Annotated in this window: 11 protein-coding genes and 2 pseudogenes; 9 read left to right on the top strand and 4 right to left on the bottom strand. The window is 67.2% G+C overall.

The window, feature by feature from the left end; translation table 11 throughout:
- Window positions 1-70: 70 nt before the first annotated feature.
- The 3 genes and pseudogenes from IE177_RS19275 to IE177_RS19265 form a co-directional block, all read right to left on the bottom strand.
- Window positions 71-629 (bottom strand): annotated as a pseudogene (locus IE177_RS19275) (IS256 family transposase); the annotation flags it as partial.
- Window positions 630-662: 33 nt separating this feature from the next.
- The gene (locus tag IE177_RS19270; protein ID WP_190016596.1) at window positions 663-2,318 is read right to left on the bottom strand and encodes an IS4 family transposase; all 1,656 of its coding nucleotides are present in this window, start codon (window positions 2,316-2,318) and stop codon (window positions 663-665) included.
- 113 nt (window positions 2,319-2,431) lie between these two features.
- Window positions 2,432-3,172: pseudogene (locus IE177_RS19265) on the bottom strand (IS256 family transposase); the annotation flags it as partial.
- A 950-nt stretch (window positions 3,173-4,122) separates the two neighbouring features.
- Here IE177_RS19265 and IE177_RS19260 point away from each other — a divergent pair.
- From IE177_RS19260 to IE177_RS19225, 8 genes are all read left to right on the top strand, one after another.
- Window positions 4,123-5,130, top strand: a complete 1,008-nt coding sequence (locus IE177_RS19260; protein WP_190016595.1) for a hypothetical protein — start codon at window positions 4,123-4,125, stop codon at window positions 5,128-5,130.
- A gap of 381 nt (window positions 5,131-5,511) precedes the next feature.
- Window positions 5,512-7,143, top strand: a complete 1,632-nt coding sequence (locus IE177_RS19255) for a phytoene desaturase family protein (protein WP_190016594.1) — start codon at window positions 5,512-5,514, stop codon at window positions 7,141-7,143.
- A 41-nt stretch (window positions 7,144-7,184) separates the two neighbouring features.
- Entirely contained in the window at window positions 7,185-10,370 is a 3,186-nt protein-coding gene (locus IE177_RS19250) for an MMPL family transporter (protein ID WP_190016593.1), read from the top strand.
- Window positions 10,367-10,933, top strand: a complete 567-nt coding sequence (locus IE177_RS19245) for an ester cyclase (RefSeq protein ID WP_190016592.1) — start codon at window positions 10,367-10,369, stop codon at window positions 10,931-10,933. The genes IE177_RS19250 and IE177_RS19245 overlap by 4 nt, the downstream gene beginning before the upstream one ends.
- Complete coding sequence (locus IE177_RS19240) at window positions 10,930-11,898, top strand: ThiF family adenylyltransferase (protein ID WP_190016591.1); 969 nt, start codon at window positions 10,930-10,932, stop codon at window positions 11,896-11,898. The genes IE177_RS19245 and IE177_RS19240 overlap by 4 nt, the downstream gene beginning before the upstream one ends.
- Window positions 11,895-12,857, top strand: a complete 963-nt coding sequence (locus IE177_RS19235) for an alpha/beta hydrolase (protein ID WP_190016590.1) — start codon at window positions 11,895-11,897, stop codon at window positions 12,855-12,857. The genes IE177_RS19240 and IE177_RS19235 overlap by 4 nt, the downstream gene beginning before the upstream one ends.
- Entirely contained in the window at window positions 12,854-13,246 is a 393-nt protein-coding gene (locus IE177_RS19230; protein ID WP_190016589.1) for a hypothetical protein, read from the top strand. The genes IE177_RS19235 and IE177_RS19230 overlap by 4 nt, the downstream gene beginning before the upstream one ends.
- A gap of 54 nt (window positions 13,247-13,300) precedes the next feature.
- Window positions 13,301-14,521, top strand: coding sequence for an acyl-CoA dehydrogenase family protein (locus tag IE177_RS19225; protein ID WP_190016588.1), 1,221 nt, complete (start codon window positions 13,301-13,303; stop codon window positions 14,519-14,521).
- 1,022 nt (window positions 14,522-15,543) lie between these two features.
- On the opposite strand, the gene IE177_RS19220 is transcribed toward IE177_RS19225, so the two are convergent.
- On the bottom strand, window positions 15,544-16,515 hold the full coding sequence (locus tag IE177_RS19220) for an ArsR/SmtB family transcription factor (RefSeq protein ID WP_190016587.1): 972 nt from the start codon (window positions 16,513-16,515) through the stop codon (window positions 15,544-15,546).
- Window positions 16,516-18,542: 2,027 nt separating this feature from the next.
- On the opposite strand from IE177_RS19220, the gene ku reads away from it, so the two are divergent.
- Window positions 18,543-19,466, top strand: a complete 924-nt coding sequence (ku, locus tag IE177_RS19215) for a non-homologous end joining protein Ku (protein ID WP_190016586.1) — start codon at window positions 18,543-18,545, stop codon at window positions 19,464-19,466.
- The last annotated feature ends 1,244 nt before the right edge of the window (window positions 19,467-20,710 follow it).

Below are 20,710 nucleotides of genomic sequence, written 5' to 3'. Positions count from 1 at the left end.
CTGCCGTCGTGGCAGACGACTGCTGCAATTCGTGGGTCTGTCAAATGAACGGTGTAATCAGGGTGGTTGGTTAGTGGCGGGCTGCTGAGAGTCGGCCGTCGAAGGTGATGTCGAAGGCGTTCAGTGCGGTCTTCCAGCGCATGGTCCAGCGGGCCTGGCCCTTGCCCGTGGGATCGAGCGACATGATCGCCCTGTGGGACGCACTTCAACGGGGCCTGCTCGTTGGGGAAGTGTCCGCGAACCTTGACCGCTCGCCGGATCCGCGCGTTCACCGACTCGATCGCGTTCGTCGTGCAGACGATGCGGCGGATCTCGGTGTCGAACCGCAGGAACGGAGTGAACTCCTCCCAGGCGTTCTCCCAGAGTTTCACGATCGCCGGATACTTCCTGCCCCAGGCGTCGGCGAACTCGGCGAACCGCTCTAGGGCGGCCTCCTCGGTCGGCGCGGTGTAGACGGGCTTGAGGAGGCGGGCGATCTTGTCCCAGTCCTGGCGGGCGGCATAGCGGAAGGAGTTCCGCAGCAGGTGGACGACGCAGGTCTGCACGATCGTCCTCGGCCAGACCGTCTCTACTGCCTCGGGCAGGCCCTTGAGGCCGTCGCAGACGAGCATGAGCACATCGTTCACGCCCAAGACCGCGGAGTTACGCCTCGGCCGCATCCGTCAACTCGTGCTTCTCCAGGAGTCGGCAAGCATGTAGGTGCCGTAGGAGATCTTCTGGAGGAGGCCCTCGGCTGCCCATTGGCTCATCTGGGTGGCGAAGCTCGCGGTGTTGTGGATGCCCAGTGCCGTGGCGACCTCGCGGGGGCGCCACGATCGCTCTGGGTCGGCGGCCATGAGGTGGAAGGTTCTGTTCCTGTTGCCCGCACCCATCGGCCGGAGCCCGGCCGCCGCCTTGCGGAGGTCAGCGTGCGGATCCGTCGGCAGCGGTGGTGGGGAAACGGGTGCCGCCCGCAGACGGACGTGCAGGTCGGTGATCGAGCGGCTCTGCCGGGGGCGGGACTCGGCCGGGCGGGAGGGATAACGCGAGCGTCCGGCCTTGACGATGCGGGGGCTGGTCCGGGGTCGTCGCGATGGCAACAGCCCGGCCAGGACCGCCCGTCCGATGGCACCGACCAGTACGCCGGAATCTCCCGTCCCGGTGACAGCGTGTGCGAGCACGACCTGCTCGCGGGCGGTTTCCAAGGCGATCGTGAAGCTGGCCCGGTCCGGATCGGTGCCCGGCTGCGACTCCACGGCATCGACCCTGGCCGTCCGCAGAAGCTGGTAGACCGTCAGCTGAGCCCACATCTGCTGTTCCAGGCCGACGCGGTCCTTCGAGCGCAGCACCAGGCCGTCCTGGAGCGTGTGGCGCAGGGCGTAATAGGCGGATTCGATCTCCCACCGTTCCCGGTAGAGCTTCACCAGCACCTCGGCGGGGTCACGGCGGTGGTCGAGGAGAGTGGTGGCGATGCGGTAGTGCTCGCGGGTCTCCTCCCCGCTGTCGACCTTCATGGTGACGGTCGCGTCGATGACCCGGGCCTTCAGCGTGCCGAGCCTGGTCAGGTAGGAGCCGTCCGGCAGAACGGCGAGCACGGCCGGACGGCGCCGGGCGGTGATGCGGATGACGAACTGCGCCCCGGTGCCGGCTACGTCGGCCAGAAACTCGTTGGCGTCGTAGCCCCGGTCGGCCAGCAGGAGCATGCTCCCGTCCAGCAGTGGCAGCAACTGCCGTGCGTATGTGGTCTCGTATTCGCTGGTCGGCCCGAACACGGCGCCCAGCAGTCCGCGGGTTCCCGTCTCGCACAGGGTGGTCAGTCGCAGCAGCGGATAGCCGGCCCATCCCAGGCGGGCCTGGATCCTGCCGAGCCAGGCCCGGTTCCTCTCCGAGTCAGGCACCTTGATCGCGCTGCACGCGTCGAAGGCCACAGTGCGCCAGCGCCGATAGCGCACTCCGGGCGTAGACGGTTGGGCGAGGGGACCAGCGACCACCGAGAACAGCGCCTGGAACGGACCGGGACCCAAGCGCCTGCGCAGACACCTCAGCGCCTTTTCGCTGGGCTCGACGGAGCACAGGCGCCCCAGGCCACAGACCAGCTTGCTCCAGACGCGCCGGTAGCCGAGGGCAGGAAACAGGCAGAGTGCGAAAACGAAGTACACCCCGATCCGGGACGGCAACAGACGCCGACGCTGTTCCACAGCCCGATGTTCTTCCACGACGGCGTCCACAAGCTCGACTGGAAGGTAGCGGGACAGCTCACCGAGATGACCGGGAGCGAGCAGGGCATCGTCAACATCCTCGGGACACAGCAGCGCAGCGGTGGCAGACTTGTCGGCCAACGGGACCTCTCATGCATTCAGATCTTGGTCGATCTCCTGCATACCGGGGTCCCGCCCTCATGGGAGCACGAGTTGACGGATGCGGCGGAGGCGTAACTCCGCGGTCTTGCGCTGACACCGCGGTTCTTGATCTCGGTGAGGATGTGCAGCCAGTGCTTGGCGCCTTCACCGCCGTCGCCGGCCCACAGGCCCAGGACCTCGCGCCGGCCTTCGGTGGTGACGGCCAGGGCCACATAGATGGGCCGGTTGGCGACGGCGCCGTCGCGGATCTTCACGTGGATGGCGTCGATGAAGACCACCGGATAGACGGCGTCGAGGGGGCGGCTTTGCCATTCGGCCATGCCCTCGAGGACCCTGTCGGTGATGGTGGAGATGGTCTGGCGGGAGACCTCGGCGCCATACACCTCGGCCAGGTGGGCCTGGACTTCACCGGTGGTCAGGCCCTTCGCGGCCAGCGAGATGACCATCTCGTCGACGCCGGTCAAGCGCTTCTGCCGTTTCTTGACGATCTTCGGTTCGAAGCAGCCGTCCCGGTCGCGGGGCACGGCAATCTCCACCGGCCCGACGTCGGTCAGGACGGTCTTGGAGCGTTTGCCGTTGCGGGAGTTGCCGCCGTCCTTGCCGGCCGGATCGTGCCTTTCATAGCCGAGGTGGTCGGTGATCTCGCCCTCCAGGGCGGATTCGAGCAGCCGCTTGGTCAGCTGCTGCAGCAGTCCGCCCTCACCGGTCAGCTGCAGGCCCTCGGCCTGGGCCCGGCTCACCAGCTCGTCGATCAGCTGGTCGTCCACGGCCTTCGCCGACACCGCCGCTGCCGACTCGACAGTCTCCTGCTCGGCCACGTTCTCACTGGTCATCGATGCATCTTCCATGATCGGGAGTTACACCGAACGATTTACAGTCCCCAATTCGCATGCAACGGAGGAGGAAACCGGTGAGCAGGGCACGATGCGCTGCAATCGCCGGTTGGTTGTTCACGGACGGCTGTACAGATGGGCTGAGCATGACCGGTGTGGAACAGCGCTCGCTGGCCTGGGTATCTGTACCGTAGCCCGTGTTGGCTGCCCCCCAGCACGTTGTCGGAGGCGGCTGAATCGTGTGCCACTGCCGACGGTTGGCTTCCGACGCTTGTCGCCACACTCCTTGATCACTGTGGAGTGTTGATGGCTAGGTGGGGACGTAAGCGCAGGCTGGAGCTTGAGGCCCAGTACTGGCGCCTTCCAATGACCGGGGTGGGCAGCGTCGAGGCGTGCAGGCGCCTCGGGGGCGCGAGACTCCAACTGGACTATCTGCCGGAGACTACGCGTTCGGGCCGGTGCTCGTCACTGGTGGAGCGCCGCAGAACCGCCTCGTTGGTGATCGCGGCCTAACGATCCGGGAGGTAGCCGGCCTACTCGGACGGGCACCGTCGGCGGCCAGCCGGGAGTTGCGACGCACCAGCCGCCCCCACGACTACGGCAGGTACGACACCGAAGTGGATGCGCAGCACGAGGGCGATCGTCTATCCGTCCGACCCTTTTAGCCAGCGCTGAAAGGCATGGTGACCGAAATCCTCGAAGGGCAGTCTCTTACTCACCGGCCTCTACCGCTGTCCCGCGGGAAGTGATCGCGGCTGGTGTTGTGAGCCTCGAGCAGCCGTCTTTGCGAAGTGCTCCGGGACAGTCACGGGGTTTCCCACCGGGTTGTACATGGCTCGGTGTCCCACATCAGCAGAACCACGAAGCTGCAGCCGAGTACCACCACGTTGTGACGGTTCGATCGACCCCGGCGCCGGCCGGACGTCGCGTAACGAACACAGGGGGAACGCATGGGACCGGTATCGGATAAACCACGCCTTGGTGCACACACCATCACTCTGCTCCAGCGAGCGGAGCACGCCCGCGTCGAGGGCCTCGACAGAATCAGTGAGACGAGGCTCGCCTACCGCAGGCAGCGGCACGGGGTGCAGGTGCACGCCGTGTGGACGCAGGATCTGAGTGAGGAACAGTTGCGGGTGCTCGTCGAGTTCCGGATCGTGCAGTACCTGCGGGTCGGGTTCGTCGAGCCGCAACGCCTTGAGCAGGTGCTCATGCAGGGGCAGGAACTGAGTTCGTCGTCACCCGACGACATCCATGTCGTTGCCGCCACGGACGACGGGCTCCCGCTCTGCTCGGGGCTGCTGCGTGCCCCCGGGACCACCGACGTGTCGCTGCGCATGGTCGACCGGGACCGGCCGCGGTTCCCCGTCGAGGAGGTTCACGGCACTGGCGTTTTCGATCGGCTGCGACTGCTGCCCCAGCTGCCCGTGGTGCGGGTGCGGGAGCTGGGCGGGTTCGTGAAACGGAAGGTGTGCGAGCCACTGTCGCAGGTGTCGCTGAGAGCTCCGGTCGAGGTGGGCATTGGCCTGTTCCGTGTGGCCACGGGGCCGCTCGCACTGCCCATGGATGCCCTCATCGGGGACCTGGAACCGACGGTCGCGAAGCTAAACGTCGACTTCTTCGGCGTACGGCCCGTGATGCTGCGCGGCACGTCACCGCGAGTGCCCGAGGGCTCGTTCCTCGGGCCGCGGTACTCCGGCCGCCAGGTGCACCCCTTCGCCGTCTTCACCAGCGATCTCACCACGGCGCTGCCCCGCCTCCACGAGGTCGACGCCGCCCTGGACGAGCCCGGTCTGGTTAACCTCCTCAAGCTGCGCAGCAGCCTTGTACCGGGTGAGCCAAGCACCCTGTCGTGGGACGGCGCGGACGATCTGTTGGCCGCCCAGAGCGATGCCGGCACGCTCGCCGACACCGAACTCCACGAACGCGCTATGCATTGCTGCGCGTACCGCTCGTGAACTGCCTTGCGCACGCCGAGGTCTTTGTCTCGCCAGCTGTGTGGAGGAGGTCCACACGAGCTCGGGGATGTCGTCATCGAGCGCGACACCCCCGAGGCCGTCCCGCACGTGGTGAGGTCGGGCAGCACGGTGCTAGTCCAAGGACACCGGGGCGGCGGAGGGTAGGCCGAGCGGTCGGTTCATCGCGGGTGAGCATTTCGGTGAGACGCCGTGCCGTTCGGCGGGGTATGCGCCGCCTCTGTGGTGGCCGAGGCCCCGCTGTGTCTGTGGCGACTGAGCGGGGCGGACTACCGCCCGCTACCTAGAGGGGGACACCGACCGAGGTCGGCCGCCGGCTCACGCTACCGGTGAACCAGTGGACCCCGGGACTCTCGTAAGCCGATGCACATGGACATTATTCGACAACGCGTCAGAAAGGGAATTAGCGTGATGGCTGCTGAGCACGACGTCGACTACGACGTGGTCGTGATCGGCTCCGGGATGGGTGGTCTGTCGGCCGCCACCCGGCTGGCTCAGGCCGGGCGTTCGGTCGCCCTGGTCGAGAAGAACACCTGGGTGGGTGGGTACGCGCACGGGTTCGGGCAGGACGGCTTCCACTGGGACCACGGTGGGCACATCTTCCTCGCATACCGGCTCGGCGCGCAGGCCCGCGAGGTCTTCCAGCGCCTCAAGTTGGACGAGCACGTGGAGATGCGGCCCATCAACCAGAGCTTCAGGTGCGTGTTCCCGGCCGACGCGCTGACCATCCCGGGCGATATAACCGCCGCCGCAGACGCGTTCGGGCAGCGTTTCCCGCACGAGCGAGACGGTATCCGGCGGATCTTTTTGACCATGGAGGCGCTGATCGACCAGGTCAACCAGTTCGTGCCCGCTTTCCGCGTGGGCAACGGCAGACGGCACCCCCTCGACCCGGTCTTCGAGCAGTTCCAGCGCCGGAACGTGGGCCGCGCCCTTGCCGTGCTGCCGGGCGTGCGGAGGATTCCTGGTGGGGACCTGCTGCGCTACCAGCGGAAGACGTTCGCCGAGCTGCTCGACGACAACATCTCCGACCCGCATTTGAAAGCGTACTTCTCGATGCTCTCGGCGGGGATCGGGGCCGGTCCCGAGACGCTGTCGGCGGTGATCGCCGGGGTGTTCTTCATCCACGCGCTGCGCACGATGTGGCTGCCGCTGGGCGGGTTCGGGAAGCTCGCGCAGAAGACTGCAGCGCTGTTCGAGGAGCGAGGCGGCACGTTGTACCTGGGTGACGCCGTCACCCGGATAGTAGTCGACCAGGGGCGCGCGGTCGGGGTGGAGACTGCGAGCGGGCGGCTGTTGAGGGCGCGGGCCGTGATCAGCGCAGCCGACGGGCGCACCACGCTCCTGAAGATGATCGACCCGGCGCTGCTGCCGCCGAAGCTGCGTGCCGAGCTGCCGTTGATGCCGCTGACCCCATCGATCTTCCAGGTACACCTAGGTGTCGACATGGACCTGACGCCGTACCGGGACAAAGTGGAGCGTCTCAACTTCGTCTACCCTCACGACGACATCGAGCGGGCCATGCAGCACTTCCCGAACGGCGAATACGAGAAGGCCGCCTACTTCGCGTACATCGCGACGCTCCACCAGAGCGAGATGGCACCCACAGGCCGGCACTCCATGAAGCTGGAGTCGTACACGACGCTGCGTACGAAGGGCATCGACTGGCAGCGCGACGCCGACACGATTGCGCGCAGCTTTGTCCAGCGCACCAATGCGCTGATACCGGGTCTGTCCGAGCACATCGTCACGCAGGCCGTGCGCACCCCGCTAGACCTCGCGGCCGACACCGGCAACAGCGAGGGCGCCTTCGCGGGCTGGGCATTCACCCCCGAACTGCTCAGCAAGGAGCGCCCGCAGCAGCGCACCCCTGTGCCCGGCCTCTACCTGGCGGGGCACTGGACGACGCCCGCAGCGGGCGTGCCGTGGGTGATGCTGTCCGGCTTCAACACCGCGAACACCGTCCTCAACGACTTGTCACGCCGTACCCGTTGACCGCTAAAGCCCTCACGTCCTCCAAGACAGGAGCATGCAGCATGTCTGACAGAAAGGGCGATCGCTTCTCACGGCTCGGCGCGTTCGTCACCCGCCGCGGCTGGTGGGTGGTGGTGCTCTGGCTGATCGCGGCCGGTGGCTTCGGCGCGTTCGCGGGCAAGGCACAGACTAGTCTGCAGGGCGCGGGCTTCGACGTGTCCGGCAGCGAGTCGCAGGTCGTGGAGCGAATCCTCGATGAGGCGTTCCACGACTCGGCGACGACAAACGCCGTCATCGTCTACTCCGCCGACGGAAAGGCTACCTCCGCGTCGTTCGCGAAGAAGGCGTCGGCTGTCGACGACAAGCTGCGCAAGGTGCCCGGTGTGGCGAAGGTGCGCAGCTACTACACCGACGGCGACCAGATGCTGCTGAGCAAGGACGAGCACACCGCCATCACGGTGGTATCGCTGTCCGGCGGGCAGAGCGAGGCCCAGAACAAGGTCCCGGACCTGCGCAAGCAGACCGAGGGAGCGGGCATCGACGTCAAGGTCACCGGGTTCCCGGCTGTCCAGTACGACACGTACAAACTGAGCCAGGACGACCTGGCGAAAACCGAGATGATCACGTTCCCGGTCGTCGCGATCTTCCTGCTGATCTTCTTCCGTACGGTCGTGGCGGCACTGGTGCCTCTCGCCCTCGGCGGGCTCTCCGTGACGATCGCGACTGGTGCGCTCAGGCTGCTGGCCACCCAGACGTCGATCTCCGTGTTCGCCGTGAACATCGGCTCGCTCGTCGGGCTCGGCATCGCCATCGACTTCTGTCTGGTGATGGTGCGCCGGATGCGCGAGGAGCGGGCGGCGGGCGCCAGTTCCGAGCAGGCCGTGTACACGATGATGGCCACCTCGGGGCGTTCGGTGATGTTCAGCGGTCTGACGCTGCTGCTCTCCATGGGCCTGGTCACCGCCATCTTCCACGACATGATGATCGTGCGATCGATCACCTTCGGCGTCGTGCTCGTCGCGGGCCTCGGCCTGATCGGCGCGCTGACGTTGGTGCCGGCGCTGCTGCGCATCCTCGGCGACCGCGTCGAGCGCCTTCGCGTGATGCCGAAGCCGAAGCCGAAGCCGCAGGAGCCGGGCACCGGGGTCTGGTACCGGCTGAGCATGTCGGTCACCCGCCGTCCGGTCGCCTGGCTGGCCGTGTCCGTGATCTTCCTCGGAGTGCTGTCGCTGCCACTCGGCCACGTGAAACTGATCGGCGCCAACACAGCCGCGTTGCCCGCCGAGACCGAGTCCGCCGAGGGCACCAGGACCGTCGAGGCCGCGTTCAGCGAAAATGCCCTCAACCCGATCAGGATCACCGTCCGCACCAAGGACAAGGACGGCGTGTTCACATCGGAGTTCCTTCGGACGCTGCGCAGGACCACCAACACCTTGGCCATGGACCCGCGGACCGAGCAGATCGGCTCGCTCTCGGCGATGCTGCAAAAGCTGAGGGACGACCAGTTCGCGACGGTGAGCGCCGACTACTTCAACAAGCTCCCCAACCTGGAGGCCGGCGAGGTGGGCGCGACACCCGGCGTGGACGTGAAGCCGGTCATGTACGCCCCGGTCAACGGCAAGGTCTTCGACACCGCGCGCATCCCCGCGTACATGGGGGTCGGCGAGTTCTCCTTCCCAGCGGGCTTCGAGCAGTCGAAGCGGTCCACCACGGCCCTGAACGCGCTGCAGGTCGAGTCCGGCGGCCTGAAGGTGACCGCTGACGACGGCGCGTACACCGTGCCCTCGGCCGACCCGACCCACCGGACCGCGCTGCCTGCGGGCAAGAGCGTCGACGTGCGTCCTGGCACCCAGCTCGTCGTGCCTCCGGACGTCGCCGCCAGCTTCTCCACCGGCAGGGCGACGAAGTTTGTCGGCGTCACGGTGTACACGATCCGTAGCAGCGCCACCGACCAGCAGAGCAGCTGGACGGACGGCAAGCCTTCCACTGACCTGTTCGCCGGCGCCAAGCGCCTCGTCCTGTCGGGCGGCGTCGTCACCGGGTTGCCGAAGGGCGACGCGATCATCGAGCTGGACCGGGTCACCGTCGCCCCGCACGCCGTCATTCCCCGGCACACCCACCCGGGCCCGGAGATCATGGCCGGCGTAAAGGGCACCCTCACCATCTACTCCGCGCCGCCCGACGAAATGACCGCGACGACCGCCGACGGCAAGCCGCGCGAGTCCCACTACAACATGCCGCTGACCGTCAAGTCCGGTGACCACGCCCTCGTCCAGATGGAACGCATCCACCGGGCGCAGAACCTCACCGACTCGCCCGCCACCGTCTTCTCGGCCCGCATCTGGAAGTCCGGCGGCCTCGGCACCGTGCCGGCCGCGCCGGAGAAGATCGCCGGGCAGTTCGTCAACCTCGACGGCCGTGCTGACACCGCGACGATCACCGTGGTGCCCAAGGCCGGGATGTACGGCCAGGAGCACCTGAACTACGTCACCGACCTGCGCGACCGGCTGTTGCCGCAGATCGACGGGCTCGACGCGTACGAGGTGAAGGTGGGCGGCGACGCGGCCTCGTTCATCGACTTCAAGGGCAGCCTGTACGGGCGCTTCCCGGTGGTGGCCCTGGTTATCGCCATGGTGAATCTCCTGCTGCTCCTGCTGTTCTTCCGCTCCGTGCTGCTGCCGGTCAAGGCCGCGATCAGCAGTGCGCTGCCGCTCGTTGCGACGTACGGCGTCCTGGTCTGGCTCTTCCAGGACGGGCACGGTGAGGGGCTGCTCCGCTTCGAGTCGCAGGGCATGCTGAACGTGGTCACGCCGATGATCGTCTTCGCGGTGCTGTTCGCGCTCTCCACCGACTACGAAGTGTTCTTGCTGTCGAGGGTGGGCGAGAACCTGGAGCGGACCGGCAGTACCGAACGCTCGGTGGCGCTCGGGCTGCAGCAGACTGCCGGCCTGATCACGGCGGCTGCGCTGATCCTCATCGCCACCTTCGGCTCGCTAGCCGCCTCCTCCGTGGAGACCCTCAAGGAGATCGGCATCGGGCTCGCGGTGGGTGTGCTGCTCGACGCGACCGTGGTCCGACTAGTCATCGTTCCGGCCACGATGCAGCTTGCCAAGGGCGCCAACTGGTGGCTGCCCGCCTGGCTGCGGCCGATCCTCCCGGAGACCAAACACAAGGGGCCTGCACGGTCCATGACCGTGCCGGAGCCCGCCAAGGACACCCCGAGCGAGAGTGCGGAGGCCAAGGAATGACCAAAAGCCCCACACAGGACCAAGAGTTAACTGCAGAGGAACTCGCCAATCTCACCGCCGTCAGCGACGTACTGCCCCACTGGAACGCGCACAACATCAAGGGCGTGCTCGGCTTCTACCAGCCGGACATCACCTGGCACAACGTCGCAATGGAAGCCACCTACCACAACCGACGCGAAGTGGGTGCATTCCTTAATAACTTGTTTGCCGCCTTCCCTGATCTGACCTTCGAGGTCGGTGAGCGCATCGCGCGCGGCGACCGGGTCGCGGAGAAGTGGACCATGGCCGGCACCCACCTGGGCACCTATCTCGGGGTGCCCGCTACCGGGCGCAGGGTGGAGATTCACGGCATGAGCATGGTCCGGATGCGCGAGGGCCGCTTCCTGACCGACGACTTCTACTACGACGCGTCCGGGGTGATGCGCCAGCTCGGCCTGCTGCCGTCGCTTCAGGCGACGACCGGCCGGGCGGGTCGCGCCATCCTCACCCTCGCCGTCATCACAAGGAAGGTGGCGGTCCGCGCCGCATCCGTCTTCCCCAAGCGCAAGGGAGGCACGCCATGATTCAACCCTCCGTGTCGATCAGCCGGTCCGAGGGCGAGGAAGGGCCCGACCGCGATCTGACCCACGACGCCTACTACGCCGAACTCATCTCTCGCAACCGGGGGTTGATATCGCCACAGGAACAAGAGCTGTTGCGTAACGCCCGCATTCTCGTCGCGGGCTGCGGCTCGGTGGGCGGCGCGGCGATCGAGCCGCTGGTCCGCCTCGGCGTCCAACACCTGGTGCTCGCCGAACCGGGCTCGTACGACCTGGCGAACCTAAATCGGCAACGCGCCTGGTTCAGCGACGTCGGCCGGAGCAAGGCCACGGTGCAGGCGGAGCGGGCGCGTGACATCAACCCGTTCTGCCGGGTGCGAGTCGAGCAGAGCGGCATCACCGGCGCTAACATCGACACACTGACCGCGGGCGCGGACCTGATCATCGACGCGGTCGACGTGACGACCCCGGACCCGATCCGCGAGAAGATCGCGCTACACACGCACGCCGCCCGCCACCGCACGCCTGTCATCAGCGGCTACGACGTCGCTGGCACTCAGGCGCTGCTCGTCTACAATTACCGCGACCCGCGCGTGAAGCCGCTACGCGGCAGGATCGACCCGTCGCAGGCGCACAGCACGGGGCCATTGGGGTTCCTCGCGAACGTCGTGCCGCGCTCCGCAATCCCGCTGGAGATCGTCCAGGAGCTGCTGCGGATGGTCCGACGCCAGGACGACGGATTCCCCCAACTCGTCTACACCGCCGATCTGTTCGGTGTTCTCGCGGCTCGCGCCACGGTCGAGTTGCTCGCTGGCCGCCCGGTGCGCCGCAACACCGTCCTCGACGTGCACCAACTGCTGCGGCCGACGCGCAGCCGGCTACGGTACAGCGTGGCGCGCGCGGTGAGCCTGCTGGGGCTGCACCGAGACATCCAGCTGGCCAAGCGGCACCAGCACGACCGCCCGGCGGACGGGTGGACCACCGTATGACGCGCCTCCCCGACGCAGGCCTCGCCTCCGACCACTGGCATGCGTACTACACGCCCGACGAGGTCCAGGAAGTCAGGGCGGCGAGCACCACCACCATGGTCGTCTCCGGGCACCACCCACTGCACGTCCGCATGTACCGGCAACCGGACACCGCGCCGACCGTGGTGATGGCGCATGGCATGCTGGTCTATGGCCTCGCCCTTATCCGCCTCCAACTGCCGTTCTACCGCGCTGGGTTCAACGTCGTACAGTTCGACATCCCCGGCATGGGCCAGAGCGGCGGCCCCCGGGCAGGCTGCACCACTCAGGACATCTTCGCCGCCTGGGACACCATGCTGTCCTTCGCCGCCGCCGAGTTCGGTGCACCGCTGCACGCGATGGGCGTCGCCGAAGACGGGGTGACCTGCTACTACGTTGCCGCTAACCGCCCGCAAATCGCAACGATCAGCGTGCACACCCTGTTCGAGTACGGGGACCTCGGCGGGGTGCACTGGCTCGGCAAACCGTGGAAGATTCGGATGAAGGCGCTAGGCCTGCGCCTGGGCCGCGCGTTCGCGCCGAGCATGACGATGCCGGCCACCAAGGGCATCCCCTACGAGTGGGTGTTCTCGGGGCCAGACGACGACAAGTTCATCGAGCGTCTGCAGGCCGACCCTCTCGGCTTGCACGGCGTACAGATGCGCTTCAACCACTCGCTGATCAAACGGCAGCGCGCCCCCGTCCCATTCGAGGAGTGCCGCACGCCGGTCCAGATCATCGGTTCCGAAGCCAACAGAATCTGGCCGATCGAAATGCTGCGCCGCAACCACGCGCGCCTCGGCGGCCCCAAACAGCTTGTTGAACTGCCCGGAATGCCGCAGTGGGAGTCCAATCGCGCCTTCCACGAGACGTACGCGGCCCATGTCATCGACTGGTTTCACAGGCACCCGGCACCGCTCGCCATGGAGGGGACGACATGACGTACTTCACATCCAAGGAACAGGCCGTCGACGTGTTCAAGCGGCTGTTCACTATCCTCCTCGAGGACGAGGAGTTCACCTCGCGCATGCGCGCGGCGGACCTGACCCTGCGCCTCATCCAGACCAAGCCCGATCTGGAGCTGTACATCGACCCGGAGGGCATCAAGGTCGACGCGGACACCGGCAGCGCCATCATCAACATCAAGATGTCCTGCGACACGGCGCACGCTCTGTGGTCGGGGAAGCTGCTAATGCCCGTCGCGCTGGCCACCGGCCGGGTCCGCGTGCGCGGCAGCGTGGCCAAGGTTCTGGAGTTCGTGCCACTGCTCCAGCCCGCCTTCGACCGCTACCCGAAGATCGCCGAACAGGCCGGGGTCGCGGCTGCCTGAGGCCCACCCGCACACGTCGCCTTGACCATTCCTGCCGTACGAGAAGGAAACGCCATGACCACCACGCCCGCCGTCCTCGACCCCGTCGCCCCCGGCACGCTCACCCCGGAACTGGAGAAGCTGCGCCTAGAGGTGCGTGCCTTCGCCCAGGACTACGTCCGCCCGCGGGTGGCGCGCAACGACCACGCCGAGGCCGATGACTTCGATTGGGAGTTAGTGCGTCAGGGACATGATTTGGGCCTGCTCCGGCTCGTCGTGCCGAAGCAGTACGGGGGCCTCGGTTACGGGGTGCTCGGCGTCGCCGTCGCCCTGGAGGAGCTGGCCGCCGTCTGCGCCGGCACCGCGCTGATCTTCGGCGCAACGCTGCTTGGACAGGCACCGGTGCTGCTCTCCGGCGACCCGAAGCTCCAGCAGCAGTACCTGCCACTGTTCAACGCGGCCGACCCGGTGCTCGCCTGCAACGCGGTGACCGAGGACCTGGCCGGCTGCGATTTGCTGATACCAGAAAACGCCCCGTACGCGGCGGACGTGCTCAGCGCCCGTCGGGTCGGCGACAACTACGTACTCAACGGCCGCAAGCGATTCATCACCAACGGAAAGGTCGCCCACTTCGCCAGCGTCTACGGCAACGTCGAGGGCTTCCCTGGCGCCACCGGCCTGACCTGCTTCATGGTGTCACTGGACGCCGAAGGCGTCACCCGCGGCGCCGTCGCCGACAAGATGGGCTACCGGGCCTGCCTGGGCTCGGAGTTGGCCTTCACCGATCTCGTCGTCTCAGCGGACCAGGTGGTCGGCGGCGAGGGCAACGGCCTGATCGTTAACCTCCAGCAGATGAACATGGCCCGGGCCACCGTCGCCGCGATCTCTACGGGCATCGCCCGCGGCGCCTTCGACCTCGCGAAGGGCTTCGCTGCCGAGCGCATCCAGGGCGGAGCGCCGCTGCACCGCCACCAGTTCACCGCTCGCAAGCTCGCCGAAATGACGACGAAGATTGACGCGTCCCGGCTGATGTACCTGCGCGCCGCGCACCTCGCCGACAACGAGATCCCGGCACCCAGTTACGAGCCGGCGGCAGCCAAGCTGTTCGCCGACCGGATTGCCATCGAGGTGGCCCAGGAGGCCATGTCGATCATGGGGGCGCGTGGCTATCTGCGGGAGCATGGCATCGAGAAGTTCGTCCGGGAGTCGTTCGGCGCCCGCATCTACGAGGGCACGCCGGAGGTGCTCGCGATCGCCATCACGGAGGCGTTGTACGCGCAGGAGGACGACGACTGACACTGAGGATCAGCCATGGCATCGCCTGGGGCCCGACTCTTCGACTGACTGACGTTCCGCTGTCCTTAGCGTGAATCGTGGCCTGCCAGGCGATGCCTCTTGATGAGTGGCCGGCTGGGTGACTGTGACCTCAGAGGAGTCGGGCGCGCCGCGGCGCGCCCGGCCCCGCCTGCCGCCCGGCACCGCCCCAGACCCTACGCGCCCGGACCGATACCCGCTCCCGGACCCGTATCCGGGTCACCTTTAGGTCTTCAACTGTTCCCTCGGTCGGATGCGCAGGTTCGGACAGCAGGCGCAGCCTCTCTCACCTCCACCAGCCCAAAGTGGTCAGGGGCCCCGGCCGACGGCGCCGCTGACAAGCCGGCGTGGGTGGGGGAAGGAAGCACTGCATCTGGTGCTGCCGAAGAAGCTGCGGTCAGCGAAGCAGCTCGACTGGTCGCGGGCGCTGATCAACTCCTCTCATGCGCGGGTGGCCCGGCGGGGCCCAAATGCGGGCCCACCTCGGTCGACTGTGCACGGCCGGGCAGCAAGCACCACGTCGTTGTCGACGGGAGGGCCGCCCCGCTCACGGTGTCGCTGACCGGCGGAAGCCGTCACCCAGCTCCTGCCCTTGTTGAACAAAGTCCCCGAGGCGGCCGGCGTCGTCGGGCGGCTATGCATACGGCCGGACACGCTTTCTCACCGATCTTGGGTTACGACCACGACGAGTACCGGCGTCTGCTGTGGAAGCGCGGCATGGCCCGCGATCGCCGAGCGCGGGCAGCCCCACGGTTCCGTCCTGGGCATCTTCCGCTGGGGGCGTAGAGCGGACGATCTCCTGGCTGCATGGCTTTCGTAACCTGCGGACCCGCTGGGAAAGACCCGACGACATGCACGAAGCCTTCCTCGGCCTCGCCACCTGCCCCATCACCTATCGCCACGTTCAACGCCTTTGTTAGGACTTCTAAGCACGATGACCAGCTCCCTGTCCAGGTCTGTGCGCACCGATCTTCCAGGCGGATCCGCTTCAGGTCAGCCGGTCGTTACTTGGTGGTGTCGCTTTGGAGGAGGGCTGTTCCGAGGGGGGTGAGGGTGTGGAGGACGGCGGTGCCGGTGCGGGTGGTGGTGATGAGGCCGGCGTTGCGCAGGACGGTGGTGTGTTGGCTGGCCGAGGGCAGGGAGATGCCGATGCGGTCGGCTGTCTCGGTGGTGGTGGCGGGGTGGCGAAGGCTGGACAGGACGGCGGCGCGGGTGCGTCCGAGCAGGGGGCCGAGGGTGTCGGCGGGGTGGGTGGGGTGCTCTTCGGTGTGTAGGGGGTAGGTCAGGGTCCAGGGCTGGCCGGGGCGGCGCAGGTACATCGGGTCCAGGGCGAAGTAGGACGGGACGAGAGTCAGGCCGTGGCCGCCCAGGCGTACGTCGGTGAGGGCGCACGACGAGGGGACGTGCCAGGTCGGTGACTTCCAGTGCCAGCCGGGGACGAGTGTGGCGAGCAGGGCATCGACGCCGCCGCGCAGCAGTGCTTCGGCGCGCAGGGAGCGGTCGGCGATAGCGGTGGACTGCATCTGTGGCCACAGGGGGGCGAGGGTGGAGTCGAAGTAGCGCAGCGTGTCATGTGCCAGGATCCGCCGGCCGTGGTCCGTGCCTTGGGACAGCTCCTGCAACGGGGCCCTGTCGCGGACGCGGTTGTCGAGGAAGGCGATCTCAGCCGCCAGCTCCTGGACCGGTGTGGTCGCAGCGAGTTCGACGCCGGCGCGCAGCTCGGGGGCTGAGGGGTGGATGAAGAAGTCGAGCAGGCCACCCTGGCGAGGATCCAGGTCCAGCAGAACCCCGGCCCGAGGTGCCACGCTCCGGACGATCGTCTTCCGCCATTGTGCGAGACCGGGACGCGGCCGGGCTGTGCCGGTCGCTCCCGTGCGTAAGTAGCGCACGCTGAGAGCGGCTTCCAGCAGAGCGTTGGGGACCGAGGCGACGGTGACCTGCCGCAGGTCGGCCTCAGTGAAATGGATACGCAGCATGAGTTCGATGCTGCCCATCCCCAACCCTTTTGGCTACAGCTGAAGGCCTGGTGGCTGTTGCCCGGTCGACGGCAGCATCTTCAGCGCGGCACGAACCGAGGGAGCTCGGCGGACCCGGCTCGCCACCTGACAGGCAACGCGTCCGGCAGTTTCCCGCACCGAACGCCGCAGGAGCGCACTACAAGCCCACATCACCTGGAAGGGGCCAACGTGAAACGCAATGCTCGAGGGACTTCGCGTGGAGCGGCACTGGCTGCGGCCAGTGGGCTACTGGCAATGGCGGGACTGTTCGCATCTGCGGGCTCCGCGCAGGCAGCCACCACGTGGAACGCTACGGATACTCGGGCCGACGTTGTCGGGGCCTGGGCGCACGGTGCGTTCTCGTACTCCGATAGTGCAGACGGCCAAATCGCCCATGCAACGGTGACCATCACCGACTCGAAAGCGGACGGCGCCAGCGCTCGCGTCTACTTCCGCTGGCGCTATGCCTGGGGCGAGACCAGCGGGACCTTCACCCCACTCACCGCCTCCGGATATTAGAACGAGAAGACGTACACGTACGACAAGGACCGCTCCTCCCTGGACACGTGGCAACCCTTCGAAGTGAAGGAACGCCGAGTCGACAACGGTCAGGAAGTCGACTGCGGCGACTGGGACGTTCCGCACCCCTACAACTGACGAACGCCGACTCAAGCCCGTGGCAGCAGCAGAGCATCACTGTGCGCCGTTTCACTCAGAGTCCCCGTTTCGTTTGAACCTTGATGGACCCGCTGTGACTGGAATGTCGCAAGTGGTGATCACATCACGGCTCGGATGTGCAGCACAGGCAGCTCTGAGACGAACTAGCCTTCCATATTGGTCAGTTGGAGGCCGCTTCCAACGGCAGACCGTCGGCCGACCGAAACCGGTGGTCCGGCCGAAGCGCTGCTCGGTACGGTAACTCGGTGTGTCTCTACGCCATGACCTGCTACAAGCTGCCGTGTGTGTCGCGTGCCGTGTCAGTTTCAAGCAGCATGCCGATTCGCAGCGGCAGCATGTGTGCCCCAACTGCGCTCGCCCCCTCATATGCGCCGGCCGTGACTTCGCCGCGCCACCCAGGAGTGATGTCCGCAGATGGTCTGTGGTGGCTGCGGTGTTGGGGGAGGGGCTGCGCTACGAAGGGCGATCGGTGTGCGGGTGTGGCAAGGAGCCCAAGTACCGTCCGCGGACACGAGCCGAACTGCGCGTGCGCCGGATCATTGCTGCAAGGGACGGGCTGCCGCTGTCACAAGTGCTGGCCCGGCCGGATCCTCTCACTGCGGCGGGTGGCTCAGCGTTCTCGGAGTAGCCACCGGTCGACGTGGGTGGCGTCCCGCAACGCACGAGGCTCCCGTGCGTTTGAGAGAGGTGTTCGGCGTCTCAACTCATCGGCGCAGGAGCACCGTTGGTTGCCTAATCCGTACGTGGCCCTGGGTGCGGCGTCCCGCGCGCCGGCGGACTGACCGGGGTGTACCAAGCACCGCCTGGTGGCGGAAGCCGACGACGACCAAGCGGGGCCAGCGGCCGGGCTGTGTGATCGGTGGCGTCGTGGAAGTGTGAGGCACGGCACACAGCCGTGCAGCTTCCGATCAAATCAGTCGGAGGCGTACGTTCCGTTTACCTCGCGTCGGCGCCCCCGAAGCGCCGGGTCCGCCGGTCCTAGCTAGGCGGCGGGTCCCGCGGGGGCCAAACGCGGGTGGCCCGGGGCCACCTCGTCTGCCGCTCCGTTGCAGGAACCCACCCCGTCACCCGTCCGGCAGTACCCCTGAAAGAGCGCACTCATTTCGCACCTCGGCACGTCAGGCGGCGTCGGCTGATGAGGGCGGCTGTGACCCCGACCAAGACCGGGAAGTGTCCGGGCTTGCGCCCGTAGCGGCGGCGCAGGCGTCGACAGCGGCCAGGCAGGACCTGGCCCTCGGTGCGGCCCAGTGGTGACGGGTGGCGCGCGTGCGGGGCGCTGATGGCGTTCATAACCTGGTGGTGCTCGGGGCGACTGCGAGAGGTGTGCCATGCCCCGAACCATTTGGTCCGGCGCCATCAGCTTCGGCCTGGTCACGGTGCCGATCAACGTGGTCAGTGCCACCGAGGACCACTCCATCCACTTCCACCAGTACCACCTGCCCGACCAGGGCAGGGTCCGCTACCGCAGGGTGTGCGAACTGGAGGACCGCGAGGTCTCCCAGGACGAGATCGGCAAGGGGTACGAGCTCACCAAGACCCAGGTCATCCCGATCACCGACGAAGACCTGAGCAACCTGCCCCTGCCCACCGCGAAGGCGATCGAGATCGACGCCTTCGTGCCGCTGGAGTCCGTCGACCCGATCCGGATCGCCGAGGGCTACTACCTCCAGCCCGCCGGCAAGGTCGCCGCCAAACCGTACAAACTGCTGGTCAAAGCCCTGTCTCGGTCGTCAAAGGTGGCGGTCGCGAAGTACGCCTGGTCCGGCCGAGAGCGCCTTGGCCTACTGCGGGTCCGCGAGGACGTCCTGGTCCTGCACGCCATGCGCTGGCCGGACGAGATCCGCGACCCCGCCGAGCTGCTGCCGCCACCGACCGAGGTGTCGGAGGGAGAGGTCGAAGGCGCGCTGGCTCTGATGGACACGATGACCATCGACACCCTGGAGGGCCCCGAGTTCACCGATCGCTACACCGAGGCGATCGCGCAGATCATCGAGGCGAAACGCGAGGAGAAGCCCTTGCCGCAGGCTCCGGAGCCTGAGCAGCCGGCGCAGGTGCTGGACCTGATGGCCGCACTGCAGGAGTCGGTGCAGAAGGCGAAAGCCTCTCGCACCGAGGGCACGTCTGACGCCGAGGTGCACGAGCTGCCGGCACCGAAGAAGAAGGCGGCCGCGAAGAAGCAGCCGGCCAAGAAGACCGCGGCGAAGAAGACGACCGCGAAGAAGACGACGGGCCGCAGGCCCCGTACCGCGTAGGCAGACCGCCCTCGTATGAGACGCCCTCTCAGGTGAGTCTGCGTTCTCCGCTCCGCTGGCGGGGCTACCCGCAAGAAGGGCCGATTAACGTCCAGCAGGCCGCCTCTGTCCGCCGCGGAGGTGACCGCTCTTCACTACCGCATCCATACGGGTTCGGCCCCATGCCGGGGTCTCGCTCATGTCCGGGCCTCCACATTTGTGACCGGTACGCAGTACGGGGGGTTCCACGGTGTCGGTGAAGGCTGTGCGATGTCGTCGTAGACACCGGAATCGGTCCTGCGCGGCGGGTGGCTGAATCCCATTCCTGCAGGTGAGGCGCTATACGCCCTCCGCATGTGAGCAGCTTCACAGATTGTTGACTGCGTACTGTCATCGAGCGTTTACTTTTCGGGACCTTTACAAGATCCACATGCGGGGGAATTCGGTGAAGCCTGCGAGAGCCGGCGCGTTACTGGCCTGGAGAGCAAGAAAAGCCGGCACCTGCCTCCTGGGCACTGCCGCGGCCTCGTTGGTGCTGTCGATAGTACCGGCGGCGCCTGCTGCGGCAGCACCAGCGTCATCAGCAGCGCATACGGCAACAGTGGACAAGACCTCGGCCTCTGCCAGGGCTCAGGCATCGGGAGAGCCGGTGGAGGTGACGGCGGACCGCACCGAGTACACCACGACCGAGGCGAACCCGGACGGATCGTTCACGCTGACGCAGTCCACCACGCCCCAGCGGGTGAAGAAGGAGGACGGCGGGTGGGGGACCGTCGATCCGGTGCTGGAGCGCCGCGCGGACGGACGGATCGCCCCCAAAGGCGCGGTCGTCGACCTGTCCTTCTCCGACGGAGGGCCGGGAGCCAGCATGATCCGACTGGGCAGGGACGGACGATTAATCACCCTGGGCTGGTCGGGTGATCTCCCGAAGCCGACGCTGGACGGCGCCACGGCGACTTACGCCAACGTGCTCGAGGGGGTCGACCTGCAGCTGACGGCCACGGCCGAGAGCTACCGCGAGGTCCTCGTCGTCAAAACACCTGAGGCTGCGCAGAACCCGGCGCTGGAACAGGTCAGGCTCGCTGCGTCAGGCGACGGGCTGACCGTGGTGCCGGGCGCCGGCGGCGGCCTGCGGGCCATCGACGACAACGGCAACGCCGTCTTCCGCGGCCCGGCCGGCCAGATGTGGGACTCCGCCGGCGACAGCACCTCGGGACCGCAGACACAGTCGCTACATGCCGCAGGCCCGGGGAACGCACACGATC

This window comes from Streptomyces lucensis JCM 4490 (assembly GCF_014650035.1).
Lineage (GTDB): Bacteria > Actinomycetota > Actinomycetes > Streptomycetales > Streptomycetaceae > Streptomyces > Streptomyces lucensis.
The sequence above is the reverse complement of the archived record's forward strand: the minus strand, read 5'-3'. Positions and strand labels throughout refer to the sequence as shown.